The 25,815-nt window shown below is 42.1% G+C and carries 27 protein-coding genes; all 27 read right to left on the bottom strand.

Features of this window, described 5'->3' with window-relative positions:
- Positions 1-9 precede the first annotated feature (9 nt).
- Positions 10-1,029 (bottom strand): leucine-rich repeat domain-containing protein, encoded by a 1,020-nt coding sequence (locus tag ACDD58_RS11915; protein ID WP_117918628.1) that lies wholly within the window; start codon positions 1,027-1,029, stop codon positions 10-12.
- Between the two features lie 8 nt (positions 1,030-1,037).
- Positions 1,038-2,006, bottom strand: coding sequence for a GTP-binding protein (locus ACDD58_RS11910; protein WP_117918629.1), 969 nt, complete (start codon positions 2,004-2,006; stop codon positions 1,038-1,040).
- 135 nt (positions 2,007-2,141) lie between these two features.
- Positions 2,142-3,464, bottom strand: a complete 1,323-nt coding sequence (locus ACDD58_RS11905; RefSeq protein WP_117918631.1) for a M14 family metallopeptidase — start codon at positions 3,462-3,464, stop codon at positions 2,142-2,144.
- Between the two features lie 63 nt (positions 3,465-3,527).
- Entirely contained in the window at positions 3,528-5,687 is a 2,160-nt protein-coding gene (locus ACDD58_RS11900) for an alpha/beta hydrolase family protein (protein ID WP_370777603.1), read from the bottom strand.
- 3 nt (positions 5,688-5,690) lie between these two features.
- On the bottom strand, positions 5,691-7,613 hold the full coding sequence (locus ACDD58_RS11895) for a diguanylate cyclase domain-containing protein (RefSeq protein ID WP_370777601.1): 1,923 nt from the start codon (positions 7,611-7,613) through the stop codon (positions 5,691-5,693).
- 105 nt (positions 7,614-7,718) lie between these two features.
- Positions 7,719-8,276: an elongation factor P gene (gene efp, locus ACDD58_RS11890; RefSeq protein WP_015560810.1), complete on the bottom strand. Its 558-nt coding sequence runs from the start codon at positions 8,274-8,276 to the stop codon at positions 7,719-7,721.
- A 126-nt stretch (positions 8,277-8,402) separates the two neighbouring features.
- The gene (gene rpiB / locus ACDD58_RS11885; RefSeq protein WP_117918637.1) at positions 8,403-8,849 is read right to left on the bottom strand and encodes a ribose 5-phosphate isomerase B; all 447 of its coding nucleotides are present in this window, start codon (positions 8,847-8,849) and stop codon (positions 8,403-8,405) included.
- An 82-nt stretch (positions 8,850-8,931) separates the two neighbouring features.
- Positions 8,932-9,450, bottom strand: a complete 519-nt coding sequence (locus ACDD58_RS11880; protein WP_117918639.1) for a YqeG family HAD IIIA-type phosphatase — start codon at positions 9,448-9,450, stop codon at positions 8,932-8,934.
- Positions 9,451-9,624: 174 nt separating this feature from the next.
- Positions 9,625-9,999, bottom strand: coding sequence for a hypothetical protein (locus tag ACDD58_RS11875; protein ID WP_370777598.1), 375 nt, complete (start codon positions 9,997-9,999; stop codon positions 9,625-9,627).
- 89 nt (positions 10,000-10,088) lie between these two features.
- Positions 10,089-10,541 carry a transcriptional regulator NrdR gene (gene nrdR / locus ACDD58_RS11870; protein ID WP_006858655.1) on the bottom strand — a complete coding sequence of 151 codons (453 nt, stop codon included), beginning with the start codon at positions 10,539-10,541 and terminating at the stop codon, positions 10,089-10,091.
- Positions 10,542-10,710: 169 nt separating this feature from the next.
- The gene (locus tag ACDD58_RS11865) at positions 10,711-10,971 is read right to left on the bottom strand and encodes a YlmC/YmxH family sporulation protein (RefSeq protein WP_117918643.1); all 261 of its coding nucleotides are present in this window, start codon (positions 10,969-10,971) and stop codon (positions 10,711-10,713) included.
- A 64-nt stretch (positions 10,972-11,035) separates the two neighbouring features.
- Complete coding sequence (gene ychF, locus ACDD58_RS11860; protein WP_117918645.1) at positions 11,036-12,136, bottom strand: redox-regulated ATPase YchF; 1,101 nt, start codon at positions 12,134-12,136, stop codon at positions 11,036-11,038.
- Complete coding sequence (locus ACDD58_RS11855) at positions 12,133-12,966, bottom strand: hypothetical protein (protein WP_370777594.1); 834 nt, start codon at positions 12,964-12,966, stop codon at positions 12,133-12,135. The genes ychF and ACDD58_RS11855 overlap by 4 nt, the downstream gene beginning before the upstream one ends.
- A 200-nt stretch (positions 12,967-13,166) precedes the next feature.
- Positions 13,167-13,577, bottom strand: a complete 411-nt coding sequence (locus tag ACDD58_RS11850) for a hypothetical protein (RefSeq protein WP_118209103.1) — start codon at positions 13,575-13,577, stop codon at positions 13,167-13,169.
- Between the two features lie 135 nt (positions 13,578-13,712).
- Complete coding sequence (locus ACDD58_RS11845; RefSeq protein ID WP_370777592.1) at positions 13,713-14,801, bottom strand: HD domain-containing phosphohydrolase; 1,089 nt, start codon at positions 14,799-14,801, stop codon at positions 13,713-13,715.
- Positions 14,791-15,489 carry a FapA family protein gene (locus ACDD58_RS11840; protein ID WP_118590949.1) on the bottom strand — a complete coding sequence of 233 codons (699 nt, stop codon included), beginning with the start codon at positions 15,487-15,489 and terminating at the stop codon, positions 14,791-14,793. The genes ACDD58_RS11845 and ACDD58_RS11840 overlap by 11 nt, the downstream gene beginning before the upstream one ends.
- 126 nt (positions 15,490-15,615) lie before the next feature.
- Entirely contained in the window at positions 15,616-15,975 is a 360-nt protein-coding gene (locus ACDD58_RS11835) for an Hpt domain-containing protein (protein ID WP_118590951.1), read from the bottom strand.
- Between the two features lie 137 nt (positions 15,976-16,112).
- Positions 16,113-16,787: a thiamine diphosphokinase gene (locus ACDD58_RS11830; protein ID WP_370777590.1), complete on the bottom strand. Its 675-nt coding sequence runs from the start codon at positions 16,785-16,787 to the stop codon at positions 16,113-16,115.
- Positions 16,788-16,801: 14 nt separating this feature from the next.
- Positions 16,802-17,455, bottom strand: a complete 654-nt coding sequence (gene rpe / locus ACDD58_RS11825) for a ribulose-phosphate 3-epimerase (protein ID WP_117918655.1) — start codon at positions 17,453-17,455, stop codon at positions 16,802-16,804.
- Positions 17,456-17,482: 27 nt separating this feature from the next.
- Positions 17,483-18,361: a ribosome small subunit-dependent GTPase A gene (rsgA, locus tag ACDD58_RS11820; protein ID WP_118209108.1), complete on the bottom strand. Its 879-nt coding sequence runs from the start codon at positions 18,359-18,361 to the stop codon at positions 17,483-17,485.
- 8 nt (positions 18,362-18,369) lie between these two features.
- Positions 18,370-20,478, bottom strand: a complete 2,109-nt coding sequence (gene pknB, locus ACDD58_RS11815) for a Stk1 family PASTA domain-containing Ser/Thr kinase (RefSeq protein WP_186899494.1) — start codon at positions 20,476-20,478, stop codon at positions 18,370-18,372.
- Entirely contained in the window at positions 20,472-21,218 is a 747-nt protein-coding gene (locus ACDD58_RS11810; protein WP_117918661.1) for a Stp1/IreP family PP2C-type Ser/Thr phosphatase, read from the bottom strand. The genes pknB and ACDD58_RS11810 overlap by 7 nt, the downstream gene beginning before the upstream one ends.
- 12 nt (positions 21,219-21,230) lie before the next feature.
- The gene (rlmN, locus tag ACDD58_RS11805; RefSeq protein ID WP_370777588.1) at positions 21,231-22,280 is read right to left on the bottom strand and encodes a 23S rRNA (adenine(2503)-C(2))-methyltransferase RlmN; all 1,050 of its coding nucleotides are present in this window, start codon (positions 22,278-22,280) and stop codon (positions 21,231-21,233) included.
- A gap of 31 nt (positions 22,281-22,311) precedes the next feature.
- Positions 22,312-23,670 (bottom strand): 16S rRNA (cytosine(967)-C(5))-methyltransferase RsmB, encoded by a 1,359-nt coding sequence (gene rsmB / locus ACDD58_RS11800; protein ID WP_370778739.1) that lies wholly within the window; start codon positions 23,668-23,670, stop codon positions 22,312-22,314.
- Entirely contained in the window at positions 23,663-24,373 is a 711-nt protein-coding gene (locus tag ACDD58_RS11795) for a zinc metallopeptidase (RefSeq protein WP_370777586.1), read from the bottom strand. The genes rsmB and ACDD58_RS11795 overlap by 8 nt, the downstream gene beginning before the upstream one ends.
- Before the next feature lie 19 nt (positions 24,374-24,392).
- Positions 24,393-25,328 (bottom strand): methionyl-tRNA formyltransferase, encoded by a 936-nt coding sequence (gene fmt, locus ACDD58_RS11790; RefSeq protein ID WP_370777584.1) that lies wholly within the window; start codon positions 25,326-25,328, stop codon positions 24,393-24,395.
- Between the two features lie 3 nt (positions 25,329-25,331).
- Positions 25,332-25,808 (bottom strand): peptide deformylase, encoded by a 477-nt coding sequence (gene def / locus ACDD58_RS11785; protein WP_186899498.1) that lies wholly within the window; start codon positions 25,806-25,808, stop codon positions 25,332-25,334.
- Positions 25,809-25,815: the final 7 nt, after the last annotated feature.

Here is a 25,815-nt window from a genome sequence, read left to right as displayed (position 1 = left end):
GACGCGCTGTTACCATAACTCATCAAATGTATATCGTTCTTTTTTGGGTTCCGTAAAATATTGACTCTTTAGACGCAAAAGCTCCGCCGTTCCTTCTGCCCACTCCATCCGGGAAGCCTGTTCTAATCCTGCCTTCACTGCCCCCTGCGTGATCCAGCCATTTTCACAGAAAAAAGTGATCATTTCCATATTTTTCTGCTCCACAAGTTTCGGTATCATATATGATTCCTGCTCTTTTAAATATTTTACATAGCGTTCTTTGGCCTCCTCTGTGAGACTGACCGGATACCGTAACCGCAGGCTTAATATGTGAAGCAGTGTGCTTTTCTTTTCTTCTGCACATGCTTTTGGAAAAATGAGGTCATACTGACTTAAGTCCGGGATTCCCTCCTTAAAACACTGCCTTGCCCGGAAGCCTTCTCCCTCAATGCTCCGTCCAAAAATATGAGCCGGTGCGATCTCATCATAGCTCTCATAATATTCCGGATAAAATACCGCCGTCTGTCTGCTCTCTCCCGCAAACGTCACTTCCATATCTGCCGAAATCCGGCTTAAGATCTGTTTTGCCCCACTGCCTTCAAAAACATCACAGCGTATCATCAGAAAATGAAACTTTTTACAGTTCATAAAAGCGTCGCTTCCGATCTCCTCAAGATATTTCCCGATCTCAAGTGTTTCTAATGCATTACAATTATAAAATGCATAATTTCCAATTTTATGCACTGTATCCGGCAGTGTCAGTTTTTTTAATCTTTCCCCGCCAAGTTCCACAAGGCGCATGCTCCAGTCCGCACTATCTGCCGGCATTTTCTGCCATGTTTTTTTCTCCGTGTCATAGATACAGACTGTGTGCTCATACTCCGTTTTCAAATGCGCTGACGCAGCAAAACAATAATCGCCAGTTTCCGTCACTGCATATCCCTCTATCGTATCCGGTATGACAGCTTCTTCTGACTCACCAAAAACGCGCAGAATCTTTATGTTTTCCCCATCTTTTTTTTCCCAGTAAAACTGATAATATGTCTGCATATTGCTCCTTATTCCTGTGTGTGAAAAATATTTTTTTCACCCTGCTTCTCTTCCAGACAACTGCGTATCGCATCCTCCGACAGTTGTTCTCCTATGACGATAATGACTTCCTGTCCCATCCCGATCGGTGAAACCACCAGATTGTTTTTTGTCGCATTCAGCTCGATCCACTGTTCGTTTTCATTTTTCATAAATCCCTTGATACGAAAAACTTTTCCACAGGATTTGTCTAAGAACAGTTTTTGGGTTACTTCCTGTAATCGTTCTTCTGTCATATGCATATTCATAAAGTAGAGAGACTGAAACGTTTCCTCCTGTGTCAAATCCGGTTTGCGGTAATTTTCCATACGGTAGCCACAGGATACGATCTGCCTGAAGTCCTCATCTGTCATCTGCTCCCAGTCTTTAGAAAAGACCTCCTCAAACTGTCTTTTACACCTAATATTTTTCAATGCTCTGTTTAGATGGGAAACTGCTTTTTTCTGTTCCTCTTCGGTTGTTTCCTGTGTCTTACTTAAAACAATACATCCTGCATCTGCCGCCTGTGATGCCAGCAGAAATTCTGCGCTTTCCGGCAGATTTTCTTCCAGATTCGAATCTAAAACTGTGATCACATTTCCGATTTCATACCATCCGTCTAACGGCTCCTCATGCAGTGTGTCAAAAAACTCGTCCACATCATAGATCCCGGAAGGCTCCACGATCACACGGTCATATCCGCACATGCCCATGGATATCAGTTTCGTCTTAAAACGTCTCCTGTGCGTGTCAGCATCACAGCCGCCCGATATCATCTCAAGTTCACAGTTATCTCCCCTTAGATCACCAAGCAGCATCATATCCACATTGACTGCACCGAAATCGTTTTCCAAAATTCCGATATTCTGTCCCTGTGTGATCAGATAAGAAGCATATTTTCTTAAAAAAGTTGTTTTCCCGGAGCCTAAAAATCCGGTGATCAGATCTATTTTCACCATTGCATTCTCCCCTTTTCCATGTAAATCTCTGCTGGCAGCATGCGCAAAACTTTATATGGGGCTGCGAAGTTACAGTTCACAGGGTAATCTGTGAACTGCAACTTTTTCTGCATCTGCCATTCTTTTCTTCTGATTTTACCGCAGCTGCATCATGCCGCCAACTAAAATTCCTTTATTATCGTGATAAATTCTCTCAAACTGTGTCATCGGAAGCGGATTTTCTCCCATGCCAGCCTCGATCGTATAACCTGGTCTGTCATATTCCTTAATAAACCAGTCTTTATATCCGGCATAACCTGACGCACCAGGTGTTTCTTCCACCGCATATCCGCTCACACGCCCGAAGTAGTCTGCGATCTCTTTTGACCTTGCCGGTTCGTAATCCAGATATTTCCAGTAAATAACCTCACCCTGTGTGTGATATGCCAGGATCAGCAGAAAGTCATTTTCTCTTGTCAGCTCATACACTGCTACACTCTCCGGCGCCGTAAGCGGTGCTTCCCCCACATAGTCCCGCGGTGCAGGTTTGTCATACCCCTGCGAAAACTTGATCTGTTTTGCCATCTCCCATCCTGCCGGAAACTGCAGGTTCAGATCCACCCCCTCAATATTTGCCTTCCATCCGTCCGGGAACGGAATTGCAGGATAATCCTCTGCGATCAGTCTCGCCCTGCGGTAATAAACACCACTGTTTAACAAACCATTGACTAAATCCACACCATCCGGATTCACAAGCGGCACCATGCATAACTGAAATTCATTATATAGAGTACGCGCATCCACCGACTCCTGTCCCATATCCGTCTGTCCATCATTTTCCGCACCGGCAGCAGATGAAAAAACAATGTTTCCACCTGAAGCGTAAGATGCCGCATATTCCTCCGCAAATGCTAACAGCACCGGGGTTGTAATACTCTCATTTGCATGGTAGGATGCACTGTAAAATACCTGTTTTGCACCAGTTCCGATCCAGATGCTCCAGATATCTTTTCCCATCACACTTTTTCCTATGACACCGGCAGATAAAAACGGATAGCGCACTACAAGACCTTCTACGATCCACCTTGTCAGAACCGAAGTATATTTTACCATCTGCGGAACTAGCGGAAATCCAAGTGGAATCGCTAAAATGGCATCGATCACAAGCTCATCCGGATCAATCAGCGGATTCGCAGTAAGAATCGCTTCCTCCGTTGTCCCATATCTGCGCGCCAGTCCAAAAACCGTATCTCCTTTTTTAATCGTATGCATACGGTATCCGGTCAGATAAGGTTTTAAATTTTCCCATACCACACGGTTTACCGTACAATTATCAGTATCCCCGGTAAAATCTTTCAGTGCCTGACAGGTACGCTCCCCGAAAATTCCGTCGATTCTAGCCGGATATCCCGCTCTGGTCAGTGCAAGCTGTAAATATTCCACCCATACGCCGCGGTCCCCCTGTATTAAAAATTGCATGAACTCCCCTTTGTATCATTCTTTCTGCTATTATATGCAGCTTACAGTAAAAATTTTCTTTCCCTACTTCACAAAAGCGATGTTATCTAAGTTTATGGCACCATTTTCTATCCTGTCAAATACAAACCGGATACTTTTGATCTGTTCCCGGTTAAATCCATCTTCCGCCACAAACTGATCTGCTGTGATATGCACGGTCTGAAGCTGTCTTTTATATTCACTTTTTCCTGTGAGATACTGGATTTTGGAAAGTTTTACTGGAAATGCCGGATAAAGGATCACAGAATCACTCACAGAACTGACTGCATGATTTCCATGGATATCTGTCAGCACCACAGAAAAATCAATCGGTTCATTCTCCGCTTTCTCCCTCAAATCCATGGCATCAAAACAGATTCCTCCATCTTCCATCGCCATCTGTCCATCTGACATGATCTCATAATATGCATCATTCGTATCTTTCCATTTCAGCCGCACGGCATGGTTCTCCCTCTTTCCCATCGCCGATTCAGAATCCGCCAATTCTTCCTCCGTCCACATCGTAAAATGTTCTGCAGATATGCTTCCCCCCGGCGCTGTCTCTAAATCAGAATCCTCCTCGTAGTCGGTAATAAACGAAGCATCTGAAGTCTCATATTGCTGCACATAAAGCGTTTTGGGCAGATATGCCGCATACTTTGCATAATCAGTCAGAAAATCCGCATAAGTATTATTTTCTTTTAAACTCTTATCTAAAAAAACAAGCGATGCGATCTTTAAGATTTCCTGCTGATCTTCCGCTGTAATGAAATTTTTTACATTCAGCCACAGCGAAAACGGTCTTCCGATATCATACCCGCCCCATTCCGTATTAAACTGTCCATGATTTGCCCCGGCAATATAGAGTGAAGATGCAATGTAAGCCCCGTCTTTTGAAAAGGAAACATTTTCATACTGCTCATTTCCAAGGAAAACACTGATATCCTGATCATTTGCTCCCTGTAAAACCAGATAATCAACATCTGAGAGTTCCGTCTCATGTCCTGCAGGCAGATACTGGTTGACCGAGGGTGCCACTGCAATAAGTGCCTGGATCGAATAATGATAATCAAATGTAAACATCCCATTGCCTGGATATGCATCATACTCATTGAACAGGTAAGCATCTGCGATCATTTCTCCGCCCCTTGAGTGTCCCATCAGTGCAATATGATTTTCATCGATCTTACCGTATACCGGCAGTGACTCATCTTTATTTTTCTTTAAGATTTCCCCGATATTTTCCAGCAGCAGGACGGCACGCGCATCATTTTCCCCGCTTCTCTCGTTTAAGATATTTTCATCCACTGACACAAATACATAGCCGTGCGATGCTAAGTATTCACCGAGATAATCGTATCCCAGATAAGATTCTGCTGTAATGCTGTGGTTGCCATGCGCCATAAACACAACAGGACAGTTTTCTGCCTCCGCAGGATACCAGATCTTTCCCGCAACCGGCGCATCTTTTCTGGTATGCTTCGTAAAAAAATTCCGGTAGATTCTGTGCCACTTCTTCTCTTTTGCCACATATGGACTTAAATCCACAGTGCCGGTTGCCATATCTGTTTCACCATCCGGACCATAAGTCACACAGACCGGTGTATATTCTCCCTGTGCAATGTAATCCACAAACCCATCCACCTCGCCTGCCTGCGTCACATAAGTGTTATGATTCCGATACTCCGAAATATAATCATCCACAAATCCCTGCCCGAACAGAAATACCAGAAATACACACCAGATAACACATCCTGCCGCAAAGTGGATTCCACAAAACGGCGTATGATGGCGTTTTACCAGCCACGCCCAGATGAAGCGTCCCGATAAGAGCAGTAAAATATAAATCAATGTAGCAAAAAAAGTGCTGACCATATGTTCATTGCCAACACTTCCATATACACAGCTAAAGACGAATATCAAAGCTCCTGCAATCCCATACAGAATATTTCTAATATTCCTATGCCAGATGCGGTCACCGATACGTGAAAACAGACATACTATACCCACAAGCAGCATGTCACTTAATATCACGCCACCGGAAAAAAAATATATCCTGTTGCCAAAATACTCGGTTGCCAGTGCACCACAGAAAAAGCCTGTGATCACCAGCACCACTAATTTCATTCCCCATCCGGTATCTTTCAATTCACACCGGCACGCTCTGCCATATTCGAGCAGTCTGCCGCACAAATTTTTTTTCATCTGTCAACTGTCCCTGCTTACTTTTTTCTCCGTTTTCTCTTCATACATCAGCATCTCAGCCCGTTTGACATAGCTTTCCAGCGCATTTTCCCCGCCAGGTTGTGCAACAACAACACCAATACTTGCACTTAAGTCAAACGGTAGCTGCATTTTTTTCCGCAGCGCACTCAGTTCTGCCCTGATCTTATCTGCTAACAGCATGCCGGCTTCCTCATCTTTCGCACTTTCCAGCACAATAAATTCATCGCCGCCCGTCCGCGCTGTGATCGCATCTGCATCGCAGTGTTTTTGCATAGCCTTTGCAATAGAAACAATCGCAAAGTCACCATATTCATGTCCAAAGGTATCGTTAATATATTTCAAACGATCCAGGTCAACAAACATGACTAACACGGGTATCTTCTTCTCTCTCATAATAGAAAAGTAGCTCTCCGACAGCTTCTGATATCCCATACGGTTATAAAGCCCTGTCATGGAATCTTTGATATACAGACCCGATAAAATCTGGTTCATGTATTCTAATTTTTCTTTTTTATGCAGGTTCTCCATCGCATTCGTCAGCGTTTTTACCACCTGGAACAGATACTGTTTTTCCATCAGATAAACAGCATTTTCAATGACCAGATAACCGACTGTACGATTTCTGAAATGCATCGGAAGGAATAAGAAATCCGTGCCACCCGCCTGTGGTTCAAAAAATGGAAAAATACCTTCAATCTCCATCTGGTCTGTATCAATCATCCTGCCATTTTTATATGCAAATTTCACCTGCATACATTTCGGATAGCCTTCTACATGAAAATCTTCTTCATCAAAAAAACGAAGACTCCGGTGTGCTTTTACCTGCTCCTTATACGCATCCATGTGTGAATCAAGGATCAGATACATTGCGTCACATTTCAGGGAAGGAATACACTGTGGGATACAGTACATCATCTCACGGACCGTATTACATTTGAGCAGTTCGTATTCCAGTGAAAATACCTCATCCTCAAACCGGGCAGTTTCAATTCCGTACATGATCTGCCCTTTGAGATAATTTGCCTGATCCGGCACTTTCGCCGCCTTACAGCCGCAACTGTCCCAGAAAATGCCTTCTGTATCCGTATAATAAAACCTTTCTGAATCTTCCCCTTTCCAGATGCGTAAGAATAAATCTGCACATGCAATTCCAACATTTTCCCGGATATGACCGATCGTTGAAATCCTCGGCTCATAATATGCTGCCTTGTCAAAATTATCAAAACCTGTCACACAGAAATCCTCTGGAACCTGATATCCATGTGCCGCTGCCGCCTCACATACACCGACGGCGATATTGTCATTTCCACAGATGATCGCCTCTGGCAGTGCATCATGCGTTTCAAGCAACCTCTCAAAGCCATTTACCCCACACTGATATTCAAAACTCTCGCAATAAAAATCAGATTCCGAATATACAAGCTGTTTTTCATCCATATATGTCTTTAAGGCAGATATTCTTTTTACATTCTCATAATTATCTTCCGATCCCATGACAAACCAGTATTTTTTACATCCGTGTTTCTCATGGAGATGTTCGATCATCATCCGCATTGCTTTTTCATTATTGATCCCGACATAATAAAAATCTTCGATCTCATTTGCAATGGAAATAACCGGTACACCGGACTCTTTTGCCCGCTGTATCACTTCTTCCCGTACCTTCGGATAAGCAATATTATTCAGATCAAGAATAACACCGTCAAATTCGCACAATTCCGGAAGCCGGTAAATATTATATTCCCCGATATTGTATTCATTATCGCAGCTCCATCCACCGGAACTGTTAAAGATATACAGACTCACTTCTTCGCCAGTCTGCCTGATTCTCTGAAGAATACCTGCCGGCCATGCAAAAGTAAACCACCTTTTCCAGCCATCCATGATCAGCGCAATTTTCTTCATGATTCTCTCCTGTCCATCTTAATCCTAAAAGCACTATATTAGACGAAAAACCCCGGAAACAAAATGCTTCCGGGGCCTTTTATGCCAAATCAGCACTCGCACCCATTAAACTCTGGATAAGTACTCACCTGTTCTTGTATCAATCTTGATCACATCATCCTGCTCAACGAACAATGGAACAGATACAGTTGCACCAGTCTCAACAACTGCCGGTTTTGTAGCACCTGTTGCTGTATCACCTTTGAAACCTGGCTCTGTGTCAGTAATTCTTAACTCTACGAACAGAGGCGGCTCTACTGCGAATACGCTTCCGTTGTGAGAGCACATTTTTACCATTTCGTTCTCTTTTACGAATTTTAAGGCATCACCGATATCGTCTTTGGATAAAGCGATCTGGTCATATGTCTCAACATCCATGAAGTAGAATAAATCACCATCTGCATACAGATACTGATAATCTTTTCTGTCAATACGTGCCTGTGGGCATTTCTCTGTAGGACGGAATGTTTTCTCAACAACACCGCCACTCTTAATATTTTTTAACTTAGTTCTAACAAACGCTGCACCTTTACCTGGTTTAACGTGCTGGAATTCAATAATCTGGTAAATGTTCCCCTCTAACTCGATGGTAATACCATTTCTGAAATCTCCTGCTGAAATCATGTAACTTCCTCCTTAAACATACGCCCGAGTTTTGGACTCTCTGATTTTTCTATTTTATAATAAATGCCTGTACATTTCAAGTTTTTTTTCGTTTTGCTCCATCAAATTGACAAAAAAGACTTATATTTATGAATTTCGTTCCTCAATCTCATGGATCATATCAATTCTGGTCTGATGTCTTCCACCTAAAAATTCAGCATCTAAATACGCTTTTACAATATCTTTTGCCAGCTCTGTTCCAACGATTCTTGCACCGAATGCAATAATATTCGCATTATTATGCTCTTTTACAAGTCTTGCCGTTGCACAATCCGAGCATACAGCTGCACGCACGCCTTTTACTTTATTTGCTGCGATTGAAATACCGACACCTGTTCCACAGATCAGCACTCCACAGTCTGCCTCACCTGCCACAACAGCGCGTCCGACTTTTTCTCCATACTCCGGATAGTTGCAGCTATCTGACGTATCTGTTCCAAAATTAATAACCTCATGTCCTAATTCTTTCAGATAGTCCATAATAACAAATTTTAACTCAGTTGCTGCATGATCATTTCCAATAGCGATTTTCATTGTTCTCCTCATTTCCTTTTATTTATTTGCTCTTATAGAAACATTTTATTCCAAACAATAAATTTGCCCAAAAACATGCAATCTATTGTTTTGCTTTGTTTTTCTTTGCCAGATCCCTTCTGTAAAAAAACAGCACGATTTTTTCCAGATAGCGTTTTAACACGATCTGTATCTCTTCTTTCGGATGAATCGGTTTTACCAGAATGGAACGGATACCGGCACGCTTTGCACCGTATACGTCTGTAAAGATCTGATCCCCGACAAAAATGGTATTGCCGGTATCTGTACCTAACTCTTCCATTGCTTTTTTATAATTTGCCGGATTCGGTTTGCCTGCCTTGTAAATATATGAAACGTTCACTGCATCGTTAAACATTTTCACACGTGGCTCTTTATTATTCGATAAAAGCATACACGAAAATCCCAGTTCCTTTAAATGTGCAAACAGGGCACATGCACGCTCATCTGCCGGTGCTCCATGCCGTACCAGTGTATTGTCAATGTCAAATATCACCCCCCGGTACCCTTTCGCATATAATTGATCAAAATCTATCTCATAGGTTGAATCCAGATATTCATCCGGATAGAACTTTTCCATCATATTTTTCCTCTTTTTCATTTTCAGTTAAGTTCATATCTGCCGCATGATACTGCATACATGCTCATTGATATTTTTTATACGAGATACAGTGTACTATACTTTGAAAAAAATATCCAGTAAAAAAGAGAATCGCTCACCTGCAATCCTCTTTTTATCATCATTTATATTCTATAATTATAATGAAAAATTCTCATTCGGACGGATATATAATAATCCGGTCTGGCTCATGCGCTCTCCAACAAAGAACTGATACTGCTGCAATACCTGATCTTTCTTCATTTCAGAAACAGCCTTCTCAACATCGAGACTTGCAATATCACTCGCCATTCCTTTCAACTCATATTCGGCATCCGGCTGATACTGTTTCGCATACTCCGTGGCACCATGATCCGGTTTGTTATCTCTCTCTCTTTCCGTAACCTCCGCCACTCGGGTGTCTTTTACCACCTCATCTATGGTATTCGGTACCGTCTCCTCCTGAATCTGAGTATTCTTTATGGTATTGTAATCATAAAATCCCGCCTGTATGCGGATACCTGAAATATTCATACCACTACCCCATCTATCTGCATCTTCTACTTGATAAAAAATATATCGGTCTGCCTTTGTAAATACTTTAGCACAATTTTAATGTTCTGTTACTTGTCTAACATCTTTTTCAATTCACTCATAAATGTATTCACGTCTTTGAACTCCCGATATACCGAAGCAAATCTCACATAAGCAACTGCCTCAAGATCCTTTAGCTTATCCATCACAAGCTCTCCGATCAGGCTGCTTGGTATTTCCTTCTCTTCACGGTTAAATATCTCCGTCTCAACCTCATCAACTAACTGATTGATCTGATTTACGGAAATCGGTCTCTTATGACATGCACGCAATACACCTGCCTCGATCTTAGAACGGTCATACTGTTCCCTGTTATTGTCCTTTTTAATAACGATAAGTGGTATGGTCTCTACTTTCTCATAAGTCGTGAAACGCTTCCCACATTCATCGCATAACCGTCTGCGGCGAATCGAATTATTATCGTCTGCCGGTCTCGAATCAATAACTCTTGTATTTTCACTGCTGCAAAACGGACACTTCATAAGCTACCTCCTATGCACAGATCCCCATTTATTAAAAGTATATCCATTGTTTTTGTAATTGTCAACATAATTTTCCCTGTCAGATACGCCTGTTTTTGGTCATTTCAACGAAATTTTTCGAAACGTTTTCGTTTTATTTTGACAATAAAATTCCTATATGTCCTATATTCTATTGTTGTATTTTCTTACGGACTTCCTTTTCTTCTACCTCAACCAGTATGATATCCGGCCCGATCTTTACGATCTTACACCACGGAATGTGCAGTTCAAATTCTCGTCCCACACATCCAAAAAATTTAGCCGGCCCCGGAATGATGATCGTCCGGATACATCCGTCATGTTCATCAAACTCCAGATCACATACATTTCCAAGGCACTTGCAGTCACAGACATTGATCACTTCTTTTTTCTGAAATTCACAAAAACGCATACAGTCTTCCAAACCAGTTCGTTTAGAAAACCATATGCGTCTTTGCATATTTTTAGACTATATTTTATACATTAAAGCGGAATAAGATCACATCCCCATCTTTGACGACATAATCTTTTCCTTCCATGCCCACGATTCCTTTTTCACGTGCTGCGGAAAGGCTTCCATTATCTAAAAGATCCTGATAGTTTACTACTTCTGCCTTGATAAATCCACGTTCAAAATCGGTGTGAATCTTTCCTGCCGCCTGCGGAGCTTTTGTGCCTTTTTTGATCGTCCATGCACGACACTCATCCTCCCCTGCAGTAAGGAAACTGATTAATCCAAGCAGGCTGTAGCTTGCTGCCACAAGCTTATCGAGACCACTTGACTCTACACCAAGATCCTCAAGATATTCTTTCTTTTCATCCTCGTCGAGTTCTGCCAGTTCCTGCTCTATCTGTGCACAGATAACAAATACTTCTGCCCCTTCTTCTTTTGCCATTTCTCTTACTTTGGCAACATGTGGATTTGAAGCTCCGTCATCTGCAAGATCATCTTCAGATACATTTGCAGCATAAATCGTAGGTTTTGCAGTAAGAAGATTATAGCCCTTAAACCAGATCTGTGCATCCTCATCATCAGGCACTTCAAATGTTCTTGCCATTTTACCTTCTTCAAGATGTGCCTTTACTGCCTCTACAAGTTCAAGTTCTTTTGCAAGAGTTTTATCCATTCTCGCCTGTTTTGCAATTTTCGCAATTCTTCTGTCGAGAATCTCTACATCTGAGAAAATAAGTTCCAGGTTGATCGTCTCAATATCCCTTGCCGGATCAACCGATCCATCAACATGAATGATATTCGTGTCTTCAAAGCAACGTACTACATGTACGATCGCATCTACTTCACGGATATTGGCAAGAAACTGGTTTCCAAGTCCCTCTCCTTTGCTTGCGCCCTTTACAAGACCCGCAATATCTACAAACTCGATCGTAGCAGGTGTAACTTTCTTTGTGTGATAGAGTTCACCAAGCTTTACGATTCTCTCATCCGGAACGGATACGATTCCGATATTTGGATCAATCGTTGCAAATGGATAGTTTGCGGAGAGTGCTCCCGCCTTTGTGAGTGAATTAAACAATGTAGACTTTCCGACGTTCGGAAGTCCAACGATTCCTAGTTTCATTTTATCTTATACCTGTCCGAAAATCCTTGATTTGTAGGGATTTTCGCCTTTCTATTGTTTTTTACTACACAAATTACTACACAATTTTTAAGGCTTTCTCTGTAATTTGTTATTGTGTTAGGTCTAATACTATCCCCCTTTATATTTTCAATCCAATACTCAAACCATGCTTTGACTGTCATATCACCACAAGCATTGATTCCACCATGTTCATCCTCGAACCTAGCGTCTGCGTACCAATTACGGCATTCTTGAAGTTTCGGAAAATATCTTTGAACGGACTTTCCTGTACGCTTGCTGACAAATCCCGCTGTATACAATCCGTCTTTTCTTTGGCATATTCCTACGCCAAGCTCTCTTCCTTTTAAATCTTTGCCCGTAAAATCAACTCCTTTCTGCTGTGTAAGCATAAAGAGTTTGATACAGTCTAGTATTATATCATAAGTCTTGCAATTTTGTAACCACAAAATTTCACTTTGGTTTTTTCCCAACATATTAATAGTGAAAAATAGTAACAAATTAAGCACCTTCAGAAAGATATATCTCTTTTTTAACTCCGGTGCCTCGTTTAATTCTTTCACACTTGCCAGCGTCGGCATCTGAAACATATGTATCTGGTAAAGTTTTCCATCTACATATTGTTCAGCGTCATCTAAATCCGAGTGCTCTAATACGTAGTCAAAATACTCTATCATTTTTTCTACATATTCCCTAAGCTCCACTTTTCCTGCAAAATACATGCCCCGCCAGTAATTACAGTAGATCTCGTCCTCCATATCCAGCGGATTTTCGTTTTCCTTTAATACGTTATTATAAAGCTTTTCGATCACATCCTGTGACCGGCAGAACATATCCTCGCTTAAATCTTCCCTCTCATCCGTACCGCAGATCCAGTTGCCGTAAACATCATATTCCAGTTCTTCCTTTAAACCGTCAAAGTCATATTTATCCCCATCTAATGCCCGTACTTTTGGATCATCATAAACAGCGATCGCACGGTCTGTCTGTTCGATCAGATGTTTCTGAAATTCTACACTCTCGTTTTTTCACCGTGTCCAAAACCAGCACGCATGTTTACCTGAACCACAACATAATTATAATAGGCAAACAGTATCTTTTTTCGGATTTCCCAGTCTTCTATTTCAAAATACCGGTCAAACGCCTCCCGTTCAATCTCAAAGCATGCAATACTTTTCTTTGCATCTTCCACTTCACTGTAACGGCTGTAAAAACCGCCAAGTATATGTGTGGTCAGAAGATACTTTTCCCAGACTCCTGTTTTCTGATAATATTTCTGAACAACCTGCGCCATACCAATACATATCAGCCTGTCACAATACCCTGACGCATTCATTCTGTCCAGCTGCTTATAAAACTCATCCGCAAGTTCATCATTTAATCTGTCTTCATGTTCGATAAAAGGCCTTGAGTGCCGTCTCATTTAAATATGCTTCCCGCTCCAGGTTTTTCGTATACTTTTCAAAGAAATCGGCTATATTGCTACTTGTAATCACGTTTGCACCTCTTATGTTCTCTCAACAGATCAGTCTGGGAAACGTGTACTATTGTTTCTTAATTATTCCAGTCCGTCTGCAAATTGTTCAAATTTTGTTCTTACATTGCGGAATGTCTGCATCAGTTTCGGTGAAAACACCCCACATTCTCCATTTACGATCATATGGAATGCATCTTCCTTCGAAAAGGCATCTTTATAACAACGCTTATTGATCAGTGCATCATATACATCTGCTACTGATACCAACTGTGCAGATACCGGAATCTCTTCTCCTTTTAATCCATCCGGATATCCTTTTCCGTCATAACGTTCATGGTGGGATCTTGCGATCTCATAAGTTACCCTCTGTGTGACTGGATCCCAGTCATCTTTCATGGAATCTAAGATCTCACATCCACGCAATGTATGAGATTTCATATACTCAAATTCATCTTTGGTCAGTTTTCCCGGTTTTAATAAAATGCTGTCCGGAATGGCGATTTTTCCAAGGTCATGCAATGCACTCGCTGACACGATCGTATTGATCATATCCGGTGTCAGTTCATACTCCGGATAATTTTTTGCAAAATCCTCTGCAAGTATCCTCGTATAACCTTTTACCCGCTGGATATGTTCTCCACTCTCTAAATTACGGTACTCAACGATCGTACCAAGCATATCGATGATATCCTGGTTGCGCTTTTCAAGCATCTTCGTCTGCTGCTGCAGTTTATCATATGCCTTGCGCAATACGGCTGTCTGATCTGCCACTTTCTCTTCAAGCTGGTTTTTGTATACATACTGATTTACCATATTCTGTACACGTTTCTGTACCAGTGCTGTTTTATATGGTCTGCCGATAAAATCAGAAACACCGTAATCAAAGCATTTTTTCTCGATCTGCATGCTCGTCTCACCGCTGATTACGATAACCGGTATTTTATCTAAGATTTTTTTACTCTGCATATGCTCTAATACTTCAAATCCATCCATGACCGGCATAATAAGGTCAAGAAGCACTGCATTGATATTTCCTTTTTCTTTCTCAATGACCTCTAATGCTTCTTTGCCGTTCTCGACTTCTAAAACATCATAATCATCTCTTAATATTTCTTTCAGAAGTTCCCTGTTTATATATGCATCATCTACAATGAGAATTTTATATCTCATATCTGCTCCTCCTCGTATATAACGCTACACGTTCATCTGTTTTTCGGACCGTAACATTTGTAACTTCATCAGAAAACCATCTTGCACCATTTACATCTATCTTTACACCCTGATATATGGTTCCTTTTACGATCAGCTTCGCATGTCTGCTCTTTTCAATCTCTTCATCCAGATACACATCTTTTTTCTGTATCTCTTTCATTTCAAGTTCCTTTGTGTAAATCGTATCTTCAACCTTCAGATACATCGGATTTACATTCCGCTCCTCCGGCATATATCTTTTCTGAAAATTCTGATAAGCACTTCTTAGCAGCGATAATTCTTTTCCTACTGATTTCATCTGCAATACAAGCTGATTTTTATCATTGATATATTTATCTTCCCTGCCGACACAAACCTCGGTATGTAACCTTGCTTTATTACCAAGATCATACACCTCTAAGTTCTGCCCCGCCTGTGTAATGCCTCCGACGATCTTTCCCATTTTTCCGGCACTGATATGTCCTCTGTTTCGCGAATTGTTTCCTTTTCGCAGAATGATATTGGTCACTTCAACCTTTCCATTTCCGAGTTCCTTAATTGCCTCCTCATTGATTCCTGACACAACACCTTTTTCTTTTAACGATGAAAGTATCTGCTCTCTTGTAAGTACTGCGTTCTCATCGGTTAACAGTATATATGCTTCCATCTCGCAGTATACATCAGACTTGAATACTGTTCCACCGGAAGACTCATCTCGATTCCAAGACGGTGCCCCAGTTCAATCTCATGTTTCTGATCCTGCGTAAAAGTAAGTTCTTCTATATTCAGTAATTTACCCCTCCATTGCCATCTTACGAACGACTTCTACAAGTTTGGTGTACTGCTCTTTCACTTTCAAAAACAGGTCATCTGTTTCCTCTACTGTATCTTTTCCCCGCAGCTGTTCAGTCAGATCTGAACTTGCCTGATACAGTTTGTCAAATCCAAGATTCAGGCAAATTCCTTTTATGGTATGTGCCGCCCGAAATGCCTGGTCTGCATTTTTTTCTTTTAAACCATCCTCCAGCATCTGAAAACTCGGGTCATCTAAAAATTTAATCACAAATTTTTTTAAAATTACTTCACTTCCCAGTCTGTCAAGCACTTCCTCATAGTTCTGTCCTAACTGTTCATAACATTCTTTAATTGTCATGTCCATCCTCTTCTCAAAGTACCTTTTACCTATTATATTTATCTTAAGTATTTTTACAGTAAATGTCTACCATTTTTTTAGTACTTTTTTACCAAAAAGACGGAATCTGTCGTAAAATTTACAGATTCCGTCTTTTTTTATATTTCATATGTCATTGCCGCATCATCCCTCGACTCAATGACGATCAATATCCCTTTTTCAAATGTAATTTCTGCCTGCTTTTCTGTAATCTCATTGCTTACTCCAAGCGAACAGAAACCCTTTAAGCAATAATCATCCAGCGGATATTTAAATCCTGTCAGACAAAGATGTTCCACCTTCGCAGTATACGGGATCAGTGAAACATATTTTCCAAACTGCTCCTCTTTCTTTAAAATCATGCCACAGTCTGTCATGCGGATACGGTTATTTGCATCCAGCAGCTCAATTTTAACGCCCGCTTCCAGACCTATGCCCAAAAGCTCAATATTTCCAAGCACATGGTCTAATCTCGAACCGGTTCCACCTAGTACTGTAATGAGCTCTGCCCCCATTGAAATCGCAAGGCGAATTGCAGACTCCGTATCGGTATCATCTTTTACCGGATTTAATTTATGCCAGATAATATCATCTTTCTTCTGAAACCACTCCAAAGTCCCGCTGCTCACTGAATCAAAGTCACCGATAATAATCTGGGGAATGATCTCGTTTCTCCGCAGAAATTCCATTCCTGAATCTGCTGCGATCACCGTTTTTTCAGCAACGCCATTTAAAACTGCTTTCGCAAATGCATCCTCAATTTTTCCACCCGATATGATAAAAAAACGTTTCATACATTCTGCTCCCATCATGCATTTATAATATTTAAGAAGCGGATCGTGTTCTCAGTCACATCTCCGGAGAAAACGGCACTGCCGGCAACAATGATGTTTGCTCCTGCATCCATCAATTCCCCAACGTTTGAAAGATTAACGCCTCCATCTACTTCGATATCTGTCTTTAATCCCTGCTCATCTACGATTTTTCTTAATTCACGGACTTTCTCCACTGTATAAGGAATCAGCTTCTGTCCTCCGAATCCCGGATTTACCGTCATAATAAGAACCATATCCACTTTTTCAAGTACACAGGATATTGCTGACACAGGTGTTGCAGGATTTAACGCAACTCCCGCCAAAAGTCCCTTTTCTTTGATTTTTTCTATCGTGCGGTCAAGGTGTCTGCAGCTCTCTGCATGGACAGTGATCAGATCTGCCCCCGCCTCAGCGAACTCATCAATATAACGTCCCGGTTCTTCGATCATCAGATGGACATCAAAAATACGGTCTGTACATCCTCTGATAGAACGGATAACCGGCATTCCAAATGAAATGCTCGGAACAAACATTCCGTCCATAACATCAATATGCACATACTGTGCTCCCGCCTCATCAAGTTCTCGTATCTGTTCTCCAAGCCGGCTGAAATCAGCAGATAATATAGATGGTGATAAACAATTCATTTCTTCCTCCGTAATTTTGTTGTTTATTTAATATTTCCGGACTGACTTTAATTCCTCATACAGCAATTTATAATTTTCATACCGCAGCAGGCTGATGCTTCCTTCTTCTAATCCCTGCTTGACGCCACAGTCCGGCTCACTGATATGATTACATCCCTTAAATCTGCAGTATGGCTCCCATCTGCCAAACTCCGGATAAAATTCTTTTAAATCTTCCTTTTCCATACCCGGAATATAGAGTGTGGAAAAACCGGGAGTATCCATAATATAAGTATCCCCACCGATCGGTATGATTTCAGAATGCCGTGTTGTATGCCTTCCGCGCTCAATCTTACGGCTGACTTCCCCTGTCTGCATCGTGATATTTGGCTGCAGACGGTTCACAAGTGAAGACTTACCAACCCCGGATGGGCCTGCCACCGCTGCTGTTTTCCCTTTCAGAAGTTCTAACAGTCCATTCACACCCTGTTCCTCTTTTGCACTCACAAAAAGAGTATGATAACCGCATGCTGTATAGATATCTGCAAACGCATGGAGTTCCTCTTCTGTAACCAGATCTGTTTTGTTAAAGCAGATCGCAACTGGTACCTTCTGATATTCCATCATAACAAGGAAACGGTCTAACAGATTAAAATTAGGCTGCGGTTTTGCAGCAGCAAAAATGATCAGTGCAAGATCAATATTTGCAACAGCCGGACGTACCAGTTCATTTTCCCGTGTCAGGATCTTTTCAATATTTCCTTTTTTGTTCTCCTCATCCAACACGGCAATCTCAACATTATCCCCAACCAGAGGCTTGATATTCTGATTTCGGAATATGCCTTTTGCCTTACACTCATAAATTCCGGATTCTGCTACATGAATGTAGTAGAATCCGGAAATTCCTTTGATAATCTTTCCCCGCATAAATACTTTTACTCTTCCTGAAACTGTACATCAATGGTCTGATCTTTTAAATCATTACCGTTTAGATCCAGCCAGGTAACTACAATCTTACCGCTGTCCGAAAGGATACCTGTCTTTGATAAAAGCAATCCTCCGGTACCAAAATCTGCAAGTGTCTTTCCATACCAGGTCTGTAAAACATTGCCCTGATCATCATATAAAACAATGTCTGCCCCGGAAATATTAGATGTATCCGACGGTAGCTGCAGACTGACATTCAATTTATAGGTCTTTGTTGTAATCTGCTGTGCCGGCTCCGGTCCAAGACTGACGGTGATCGTGATGGACGCACCCGGATCAGCCTGTGTTCCTACTGCAAGAGACTGTCCGATTACGATTCCGGCATCCGTGTCACTGTATTTTGTCGTTGTTGAAACATTAAACTGTGATAACATTTCCCGCGCCTGTTCTTCAGACTTATAGCTTGTCGATACATCCGGCACTGTAATCTTCTCAGATCCAAGACTGATCTCAAGTGTGATCGTATCGCCTTCTTTTCCCTGTGTGTCTCCATTTGGTGTCTGGGAAATCACATATCCTTCCGCAACAGAAGAACTATAGGACGTTGTCTTTGTAACATTAAATCCCTTTGCCGTTAATGCCGCACTTGCATCTGTTTCACTCTGTCCGACAACATTTGGTATATCGACCGTATTTTTACTGCTGCCGTCAGCAGCTCCGCTGCTTATGATAACCTCGATCGTTGTATTCTTTTCCACAGTCTTTCCATCTGCCGGATCCTGGCTGATGATCTGTCCTTTTTCTACCGTATCTGACGATGCAGTTCCTGCCTGTCTGATACCGAGTCCTGTTCCGTTCAACTCCTGCTTTGCCTGATCCATAGTCTTTCCGGTCAGGGATGGTACTACCACGCCATCCTTGATCTGGGTACTCTGGCTGTCCCCTGTCTGTGTCTCCGTCTTTGTGGTCTCTGTATTCGAAGAAGTATTCTTACCGGATTTCATACCGCCTGCTAACGTAATACACAGATAAATAATAATGATAATGATCACCACACCTGCTGCGATTCCCATGATCGTGATCGCCTTTTCCATCTTCGGATTGATATCGCCATCCTCATCATCAATATCATCATCGTCATCGTCGTCATCATCAATAACCGGTTCCTGAATCTTGATAGACGCAGGATCCACATAAACATTTGCAGTCTGCTTTTTAATCTGGTTTAAATCATCTGCTCCGATCACTCTGGTTTTATCCTGATTTGCAAGTGGAACCATTACAACAAAATCTTCATTCGGGCTGATCAGTGCTTTTCGCAGATCTGCCAAAAGAGCCGTCATGGAAGAATATCTTCTGTCAGGATTCTTCTGTGTACATTTTAAGATGATCTTTTCCATGCTGATCGGAAGATTCGGCGCATAGACACTTGGCGGCACCATTTCTTCCTGAAGATGCTGGATTGCAACTGCAACCGTCGTATCACCATCAAACGGAACCCGTCCTGTCACCATCTCATACATCACGATACCCAGTGAATAGATATCACTCTTGCCATCCACAAATCCATTTCTCGCCTGTTCCGGAGATGAATAATGCACAGATCCCATCACATCTGAACTGATCGTATTAGATGTCGCTGCCCTCGCAATACCAAAATCCGTTACTTTTACCTTTCCCTCTGTAGAGATCATGATATTCTGCGGTTTGATGTCACGATGAACGATGTTTTTATTGTGTGCAGCTTCTATACCTCTGCCCACCTGGATTGCAATACTGACTGCTTCCTTAAAAGAAAGCTGTCCCTTTTTCTCAATGTATGTCTTTAATGTAATTCCTTCCACATATTCCATCACGATATAATGCAGACCATTCTCACTGCCGACATCGTAAATATTTACAATATTCGGGTGTTCTAACCCTGCAGCTGCCTGTGCCTCGGAACGGAATTTCGTTACAAAATTAATATCCTCGGAAAACTCTGCCTTTAATACTTTAATCGCTACAAATCTTCCCAGTGTAAGATCTTTTGCTTTATATACATCTGACATTCCGCCAGCGCCAACTTTACCTAAAATCTCATAGCGGTCTGCTATGTACATACCCTCTGTCAACATTCTTTCACCTCATCAGAAAATGGTTCTATCAATACAACCGTAATATTATCCTTGCCACCATTTCGATTGGCAGTCTCAACTAGCTTTTCTGCTTTCTCAACAATATCCCTCTGTCCCAGCACAATCTGTCTGATCTCATCATCTTCAATCATATTTGTCAGTCCATCGGAACACATCAAAATCTCATCTCCCGGTTTCAGACTGATCTCAAAGAAATCAGCTATTACCTCCGGCAATACACCAACTGCCCGTGTAATGATATTTTTATCCGGATGATCTTTTGCATCTTCTTTTCTTACTTCACCTAAGCGGACCATTTCCTCAACCAGGGAATGATCCCTTGTAATCTGTGTAATATCTTCCTGATTGATCACATACAGTCTGCTGTCTCCAACATTTGCGGCATAAAGTGTATTCCCAATCACCGTTGCTGCGACAATCGTTGTTCCCATTCCATTTTTTGCCGGATCTGCCTGTGCCTCTGTCAAAAGCAGACTGTTTGCCATTGAAACAGCACTCTTCATAATTGCCACCGGCTCGTTCTCTACTGATTTACCAATCAATTCAACCAGTTTTTCTACTGTAAATCTGGAAGCATAATCACCTGCAGCGTGACCACCCATTCCATCCGCTACTAAAAAAAGATTCGGCAGATTTCCCACAGCAGTCTCTGATGTAAACATATAATCCTGATTCATTTCCCGTCGCTGCCCGATGTGCGTCATGGAAAACGTCTTCATCTTCTCTACTTCCTACCTTTCTGCATGACTGATATAACGTTTGCGCAATTGTCCGCATGCACCGTCTATATCCCTGCCCATTTCCCTTCTAATTGTAACTTGAATTGCATTTTTTTCAAGCCTATTTTTAAATTTAAGAATTGCTTCATGATCCGGCTGCACATAAGAACGCTCTTTGATCGGATTGACCGGAATCAGGTTTACATGACAATTCATACCGTGGATCAGCTCCACAAGCCTTTTTACGTCCTCCTCGGTATCATTGACACCGCCAACCAGACTATATTCAAATGTAACGCGCCTTCCGGTCTGTTCAAAATAATACCGGCACGCCTCGATCACCTCATGAATCTCATATTTATTGGCAACCGGCATCAGTTCTAACCTCTTCTCCTGTGAAGATGCATGCAGTGAAAGTGCCAGTGTGATCTGCAGCTTTTTATCTGCCAGTTCTCTCATCTTTGGAACAATGCCGCATGTCGAAACTGTCACGTTCCGCTGGCTGATATTCAGACCGTTTTCATCCGTCAGAAGTTCAATAAATCTGAGCAGGTTGTCAAAATTATCCATTGGTTCTCCGGTTCCCATCACAACAACATTAGAAACTCTCTCCCCGGTATCTCTTGTAATCCGGTAGATCTGATCTAACATTTCTGACGGTGTCAGTCCACGCACCAGACCATCTAACGTCGATGCACAGAACCGGCAGCCCATCCGGCAGCCGACCTGGGAGGAAATGCAGACCGAATTGCCATGCTTATAACGCATCAGGACGCTTTCTATCACATTTCCATCATCTAATGCAAACAGATATTTTCTGGTACCGTCTAATTTTGAAATTTGTACTGCCTCCTGCTTTAAACTGACAAAATGACATTCATTTTTTAGTTTTTCCTGAAGGGATTTTGACAAATTTGTCATTTCATCGAAGGATGATGCCTGCTTTTGATGCATCCACTGATACAGCTGTTTTGCACGGAATGCTTTCTCTCCGATGGATTCCATATATGATTTTAATTCTTCCAGATTCATAGACTTGATATCTGTTTTTTCCTGCTGCATAACTTTCTCTTTCCATTCTCTTTTTCAATAACTATGAGATACGTTTTAATTTCGCGTAGAAAAATCCATCTCCCACCTGCGCTCCCGGATAGATCTGTTCCATATCAAGCAGTTCAAATTCCGGATGTTTTCCCAGAAACCATGCAACGTTCTCCTGATTTTCTCCAGGATTGATCGTGCATGTAGAATAAACCATGATCCCATCTTTTCTGACATAGGAACAGACGGTATCTAAAATCCGGCGCTGAAGTTCTTCTAACTCTTCCTGCTGCCTGCGGCTCATTTTATAACGGATGTCAGTCTTTTTCCGCAGCACACCAAGTCCGGAACATGGAAGATCTGCGATCAGTACATCGGCTGTTTCCCTTGCGCTCTCATCTGACACCGTGGCATCCCAGACCTTTGTTGTCATATTTTTCACCTGATAACGGCTGATATTTTCCTCGATCAGTCCCGTCTTGTATTCCGTCAGATCCCGCGCCTCCACGCTTCCTGTGCCGTTTAACATTTCTGCAAGATGTATACTCTTACCTCCCGGAGCTGCACAGACATCGATCACATGTGCACCTTCCCCCGGTGCCGCAGTCTCCGCCACCATCATGGAACTGATATCCTGTACATAAAAAAGTCCCTCTCTAAATGAAGGAAGTGCCATCAGATGATCAAAACCGGAGATCGCAAAGGCATAATTATATGCCTTTGCATAACCAGATCCATCTGCATGCGGCAGTCCTTTATATTGAAGATCCTCTAACGTCTGGACCGTCACACCTTCCGCTTCTAACTGTTCTTTTAACGCTTCCGGTGTGATCTTTGTCACATTTGTGCGGATCGTAAGCGGTGCTTCTCTCGAAAATGCATCCAATATTGCCTTTGTCTGCTCTGATCCATATGCGCTAAGCCACTCTTCCACGATCCACTCCGGCATGGAATAACGGACACTCAAAGCACAAACCGGCTCTTTTTCTTCATCCGGATACTGGATGGAATCATGGTTTCTTGCAATATTTCTGAGCACACCATTCACAAAACCACTCAATGTAGAAAATCCGCTTTTTCTTGCCAGTTTTACAGCCTCATTACATGCTGCCGAATCCGGCACAGAATCCATATAGCATATCTGATACACACCAAGTCTTAAAATATTGCGGATGACGGGTTTCATTTTTTTTACTTTCACTTTGGAAAACTGGTCGATCACATAATCAAGCTCTATCATGTGCTGGATCGTTCCCTCAACAAGTCTGGTCAAAAAGGCCCTCTCATATTTTTCCATATACTGATATTTTTCAAGTACTGCACGAAGCACCTGATTGCTGTATGCCCCATGCTCCGTCACTTCAACGAGAACATCTAATGCCAGTCTTCTTGTATTTACGGTATCAGTCATCACGATTACGTCCTCCAAACAAAAGAACCAGTCGAAGCAGCTGTAAAATTGCCGCAGCCGCACTTGCAACATAGGTCAGTGCCGCAGCTTTCAATACTTTTCTGGTATAAGGCAGTTCACTGTCAGATAAAATTCCCTGCTCGCCTAAAATCCGAAGTGCCCGGTGTGAAGCATTAAATTCAACCGGAAGCGTTACAAGCTGGAATAACACTGCAAATGAAAAACATAAGATTCCTAGATCGATAAGCATCGCACCTGTTGACCGGTTAAAAAACAACCCGATCAGAATCAGCGGCCATGCCAGTGTTGAACCAATATTGGCAACCGGAACGATCGCTGTACGGAGTGACAATGGCACATAATTTTTCTGATGCTGGATCGCATGTCCACACTCATGCGCTGCAACTCCGATCGCAGCAACGGAATTACTTCCGTACACGGAATCAGACAGATTCAGTGTCTTTTTCGACGGATTATAATGATCTGTCAGACTTCCTGATATATGACAGACTGTCACGTCATAAATTCCGGCAGAATTTAAGATACGCTCCGCTGCCTGTGCTCCTGTCATACCGCTCATGCTGCGGTACTGTGAATATTTATTAAAAGTACTCTTTACTCTTGCAGATGCGATCAGACAGATCACCGCACCAATTAAAACTAAAACATAAGTCGGATCAAAACCATAATAGTAATAAGGCATACTCATTACCTCCATTCACTTAACCACGTGTAAAATAAGTTCCTGCTTCCACCGTATAACCATTTAAAAATGCTTCCGTGGTCATACGTTTCTTTCCTTCTAACTGTACTTCAAGAAGCTCTAGGACACCATTTCCTGTCTGTACCAGGAAACTTCCCTTTTCCGCTTTTATAATGCAGCCCGGAGTAGCTTTGCCTTCATCCGGAAGTACATTCGCTCTCCATATCTTAAGTGTTTTTCCATCCAGTCTTGTATATGCACTCGGCCACGGATTTAAGCCACGGATCAGACATTCAATCTCTTTTGCACTCTTTTTCCATTCAATACTGCCTAATTCTTTGTGGATCTTTGCCGTATGTGTTGCTTTGCTGTTATCCTGCGGTGTATAAACAGCCGTGCCGTTTTCAATCGCTTCTATGGTTTTTACACAGAGTTTCGCTCCAACTTCTGCAAGACGGTCAAATAAACTTCCACCTGTCTCATCCGGCCGTATCTCAACTTTTTCTTCTAAAATGATATCTCCTGTATCAACGCCTTCATCCATACGCTGTGTGGACACACCGGTATATGGATCGCCATTTATGACTGCCCATTGGATTGGTGCTGCACCACGGTATTTCGGCAGCAATGACGCATGTACATTTACACAGCCGTATTTTGGCATGTCTAACACTGCCTTTGGTATAATCTGCCCAAAAGCCACTACAATCATGATATCTGCATGAAAAGATTTCAGATATTCGATACATGCACTGTCCCTGACGCGCTCCGGCTGATATACCTCTATGCCATGTGCCAGGGCACACTCTTTCACCGGTGTATATTTTAATGCCTTGCTTCTTCCCACCGCTTTATCCGGCTGTGAGACAACCAGTACCACCTCATGACCGGCTTTTATGATCTCTTCTAATGTCCCCACCGAAAAATCCGGTGTTCCCATAAAAATAACTCGCATATATTATTCCTCCGGATCATCATAAGTTACATCATGTAACGGTCCTTCTACGAGTTCCGTGTACATATGTCCGTCAAGATGATCTAACTCATGGCAGATTGCCCGTGCCATAAGCTCTGTTCCCTCGATCTCGTATTCCTCCATATTTTCATCGAACGCACGCGCCTTCACATAATTTGGTCTTGTAACAGTACCGGCTTTTCCCGGAAGACTTAAGCATCCCTCATCCCCGGTCTGCTCACCGGATTTTTCAAGGATGACCGGATTGATCATAACGACCGGTCCTTCTCCGATATCAATGACTACGATTCTCTTTAACACACCAACCTGTGGGCCTGCAAGACCAACTCCGTTTGCCTCATACATGGTATCAAGCATATCGTCGATCAGTTCTTTGATCTTTGGTGTTATCTCTGTAATTTCCCTGCATTTTTTTGTAAGTACAGGATCTCCCTGTATTCTGATTGTTCTAAGTGCCATTTTTTTA

The sequence above is a fragment of the Roseburia sp. genome, assembly GCF_041325975.1.
Classification (GTDB): Bacteria; Bacillota; Clostridia; order Lachnospirales; family Lachnospiraceae; genus Roseburia; species Roseburia rectibacter.
Note: the sequence above shows the minus strand (reverse complement) of the source record. Positions and strands in the feature narration are given on the sequence as shown.

Excerpts from the sequence above, each read along its gene's own strand:
- ACDD58_RS11915 (WP_117918628.1), bottom strand. The coding sequence starts at position 1,029 with ATGCAGACATATTATCAGTTTTACTGGGAAAAAAAAGATGGGGAAAAC.
- ACDD58_RS11910 (WP_117918629.1), bottom strand. The coding sequence starts at position 2,006 with ATGGTGAAAATAGATCTGATCACCGGATTTTTAGGCTCCGGGAAAACA.
- ACDD58_RS11905 (WP_117918631.1), bottom strand. The coding sequence starts at position 3,464 with ATGCAATTTTTAATACAGGGGGACCGCGGCGTATGGGTGGAATATTTA.
- ACDD58_RS11900 (WP_370777603.1), bottom strand. The coding sequence starts at position 5,687 with ATGAAAAAAAATTTGTGCGGCAGACTGCTCGAATATGGCAGAGCGTGC.
- ACDD58_RS11895 (WP_370777601.1), bottom strand. The coding sequence starts at position 7,613 with ATGAAGAAAATTGCGCTGATCATGGATGGCTGGAAAAGGTGGTTTACT.
- efp (WP_015560810.1), bottom strand. The coding sequence starts at position 8,276 with ATGATTTCAGCAGGAGATTTCAGAAATGGTATTACCATCGAGTTAGAG.
- rpiB (WP_117918637.1), bottom strand. The coding sequence starts at position 8,849 with ATGAAAATCGCTATTGGAAATGATCATGCAGCAACTGAGTTAAAATTT.
- ACDD58_RS11880 (WP_117918639.1), bottom strand. The coding sequence starts at position 9,450 with ATGATGGAAAAGTTCTATCCGGATGAATATCTGGATTCAACCTATGAG.
- ACDD58_RS11875 (WP_370777598.1), bottom strand. The coding sequence starts at position 9,999 with ATGAATATTTCAGGTATCCGCATACAGGCGGGATTTTATGATTACAAT.
- nrdR (WP_006858655.1), bottom strand. The coding sequence starts at position 10,541 with ATGAAGTGTCCGTTTTGCAGCAGTGAAAATACAAGAGTTATTGATTCG.
- ACDD58_RS11865 (WP_117918643.1), bottom strand. The coding sequence starts at position 10,971 with ATGCGTTTTTGTGAATTTCAGAAAAAAGAAGTGATCAATGTCTGTGAC.
- ychF (WP_117918645.1), bottom strand. The coding sequence starts at position 12,136 with ATGAAACTAGGAATCGTTGGACTTCCGAACGTCGGAAAGTCTACATTG.
- ACDD58_RS11850 (WP_118209103.1), bottom strand. The coding sequence starts at position 13,577 with ATGAGACGGCACTCAAGGCCTTTTATCGAACATGAAGACAGATTAAAT.
- ACDD58_RS11845 (WP_370777592.1), bottom strand. The coding sequence starts at position 14,801 with ATGAGATATAAAATTCTCATTGTAGATGATGCATATATAAACAGGGAA.
- ACDD58_RS11840 (WP_118590949.1), bottom strand. The coding sequence starts at position 15,489 with ATGGAAGCATATATACTGTTAACCGATGAGAACGCAGTACTTACAAGA.
- ACDD58_RS11835 (WP_118590951.1), bottom strand. The coding sequence starts at position 15,975 with ATGACAATTAAAGAATGTTATGAACAGTTAGGACAGAACTATGAGGAA.
- ACDD58_RS11830 (WP_370777590.1), bottom strand. The coding sequence starts at position 16,787 with ATGAAACGTTTTTTTATCATATCGGGTGGAAAAATTGAGGATGCATTT.
- rpe (WP_117918655.1), bottom strand. The coding sequence starts at position 17,455 with ATGAATTGTTTATCACCATCTATATTATCTGCTGATTTCAGCCGGCTT.
- rsgA (WP_118209108.1), bottom strand. The coding sequence starts at position 18,361 with ATGCGGGGAAAGATTATCAAAGGAATTTCCGGATTCTACTACATTCAT.
- pknB (WP_186899494.1), bottom strand. The coding sequence starts at position 20,478 with ATGTTGACAGAGGGTATGTACATAGCAGACCGCTATGAGATTTTAGGT.
- ACDD58_RS11810 (WP_117918661.1), bottom strand. The coding sequence starts at position 21,218 with ATGAAGACGTTTTCCATGACGCACATCGGGCAGCGACGGGAAATGAAT.
- rlmN (WP_370777588.1), bottom strand. The coding sequence starts at position 22,280 with ATGCAGCAGGAAAAAACAGATATCAAGTCTATGAATCTGGAAGAATTA.
- rsmB (WP_370778739.1), bottom strand. The coding sequence starts at position 23,670 with ATGACTGATACCGTAAATACAAGAAGACTGGCATTAGATGTTCTCGTT.
- ACDD58_RS11795 (WP_370777586.1), bottom strand. The coding sequence starts at position 24,373 with ATGCCTTATTACTATTATGGTTTTGATCCGACTTATGTTTTAGTTTTA.
- fmt (WP_370777584.1), bottom strand. The coding sequence starts at position 25,328 with ATGCGAGTTATTTTTATGGGAACACCGGATTTTTCGGTGGGGACATTA.
- def (WP_186899498.1), bottom strand. The coding sequence starts at position 25,808 with ATGGCACTTAGAACAATCAGAATACAGGGAGATCCTGTACTTACAAAA.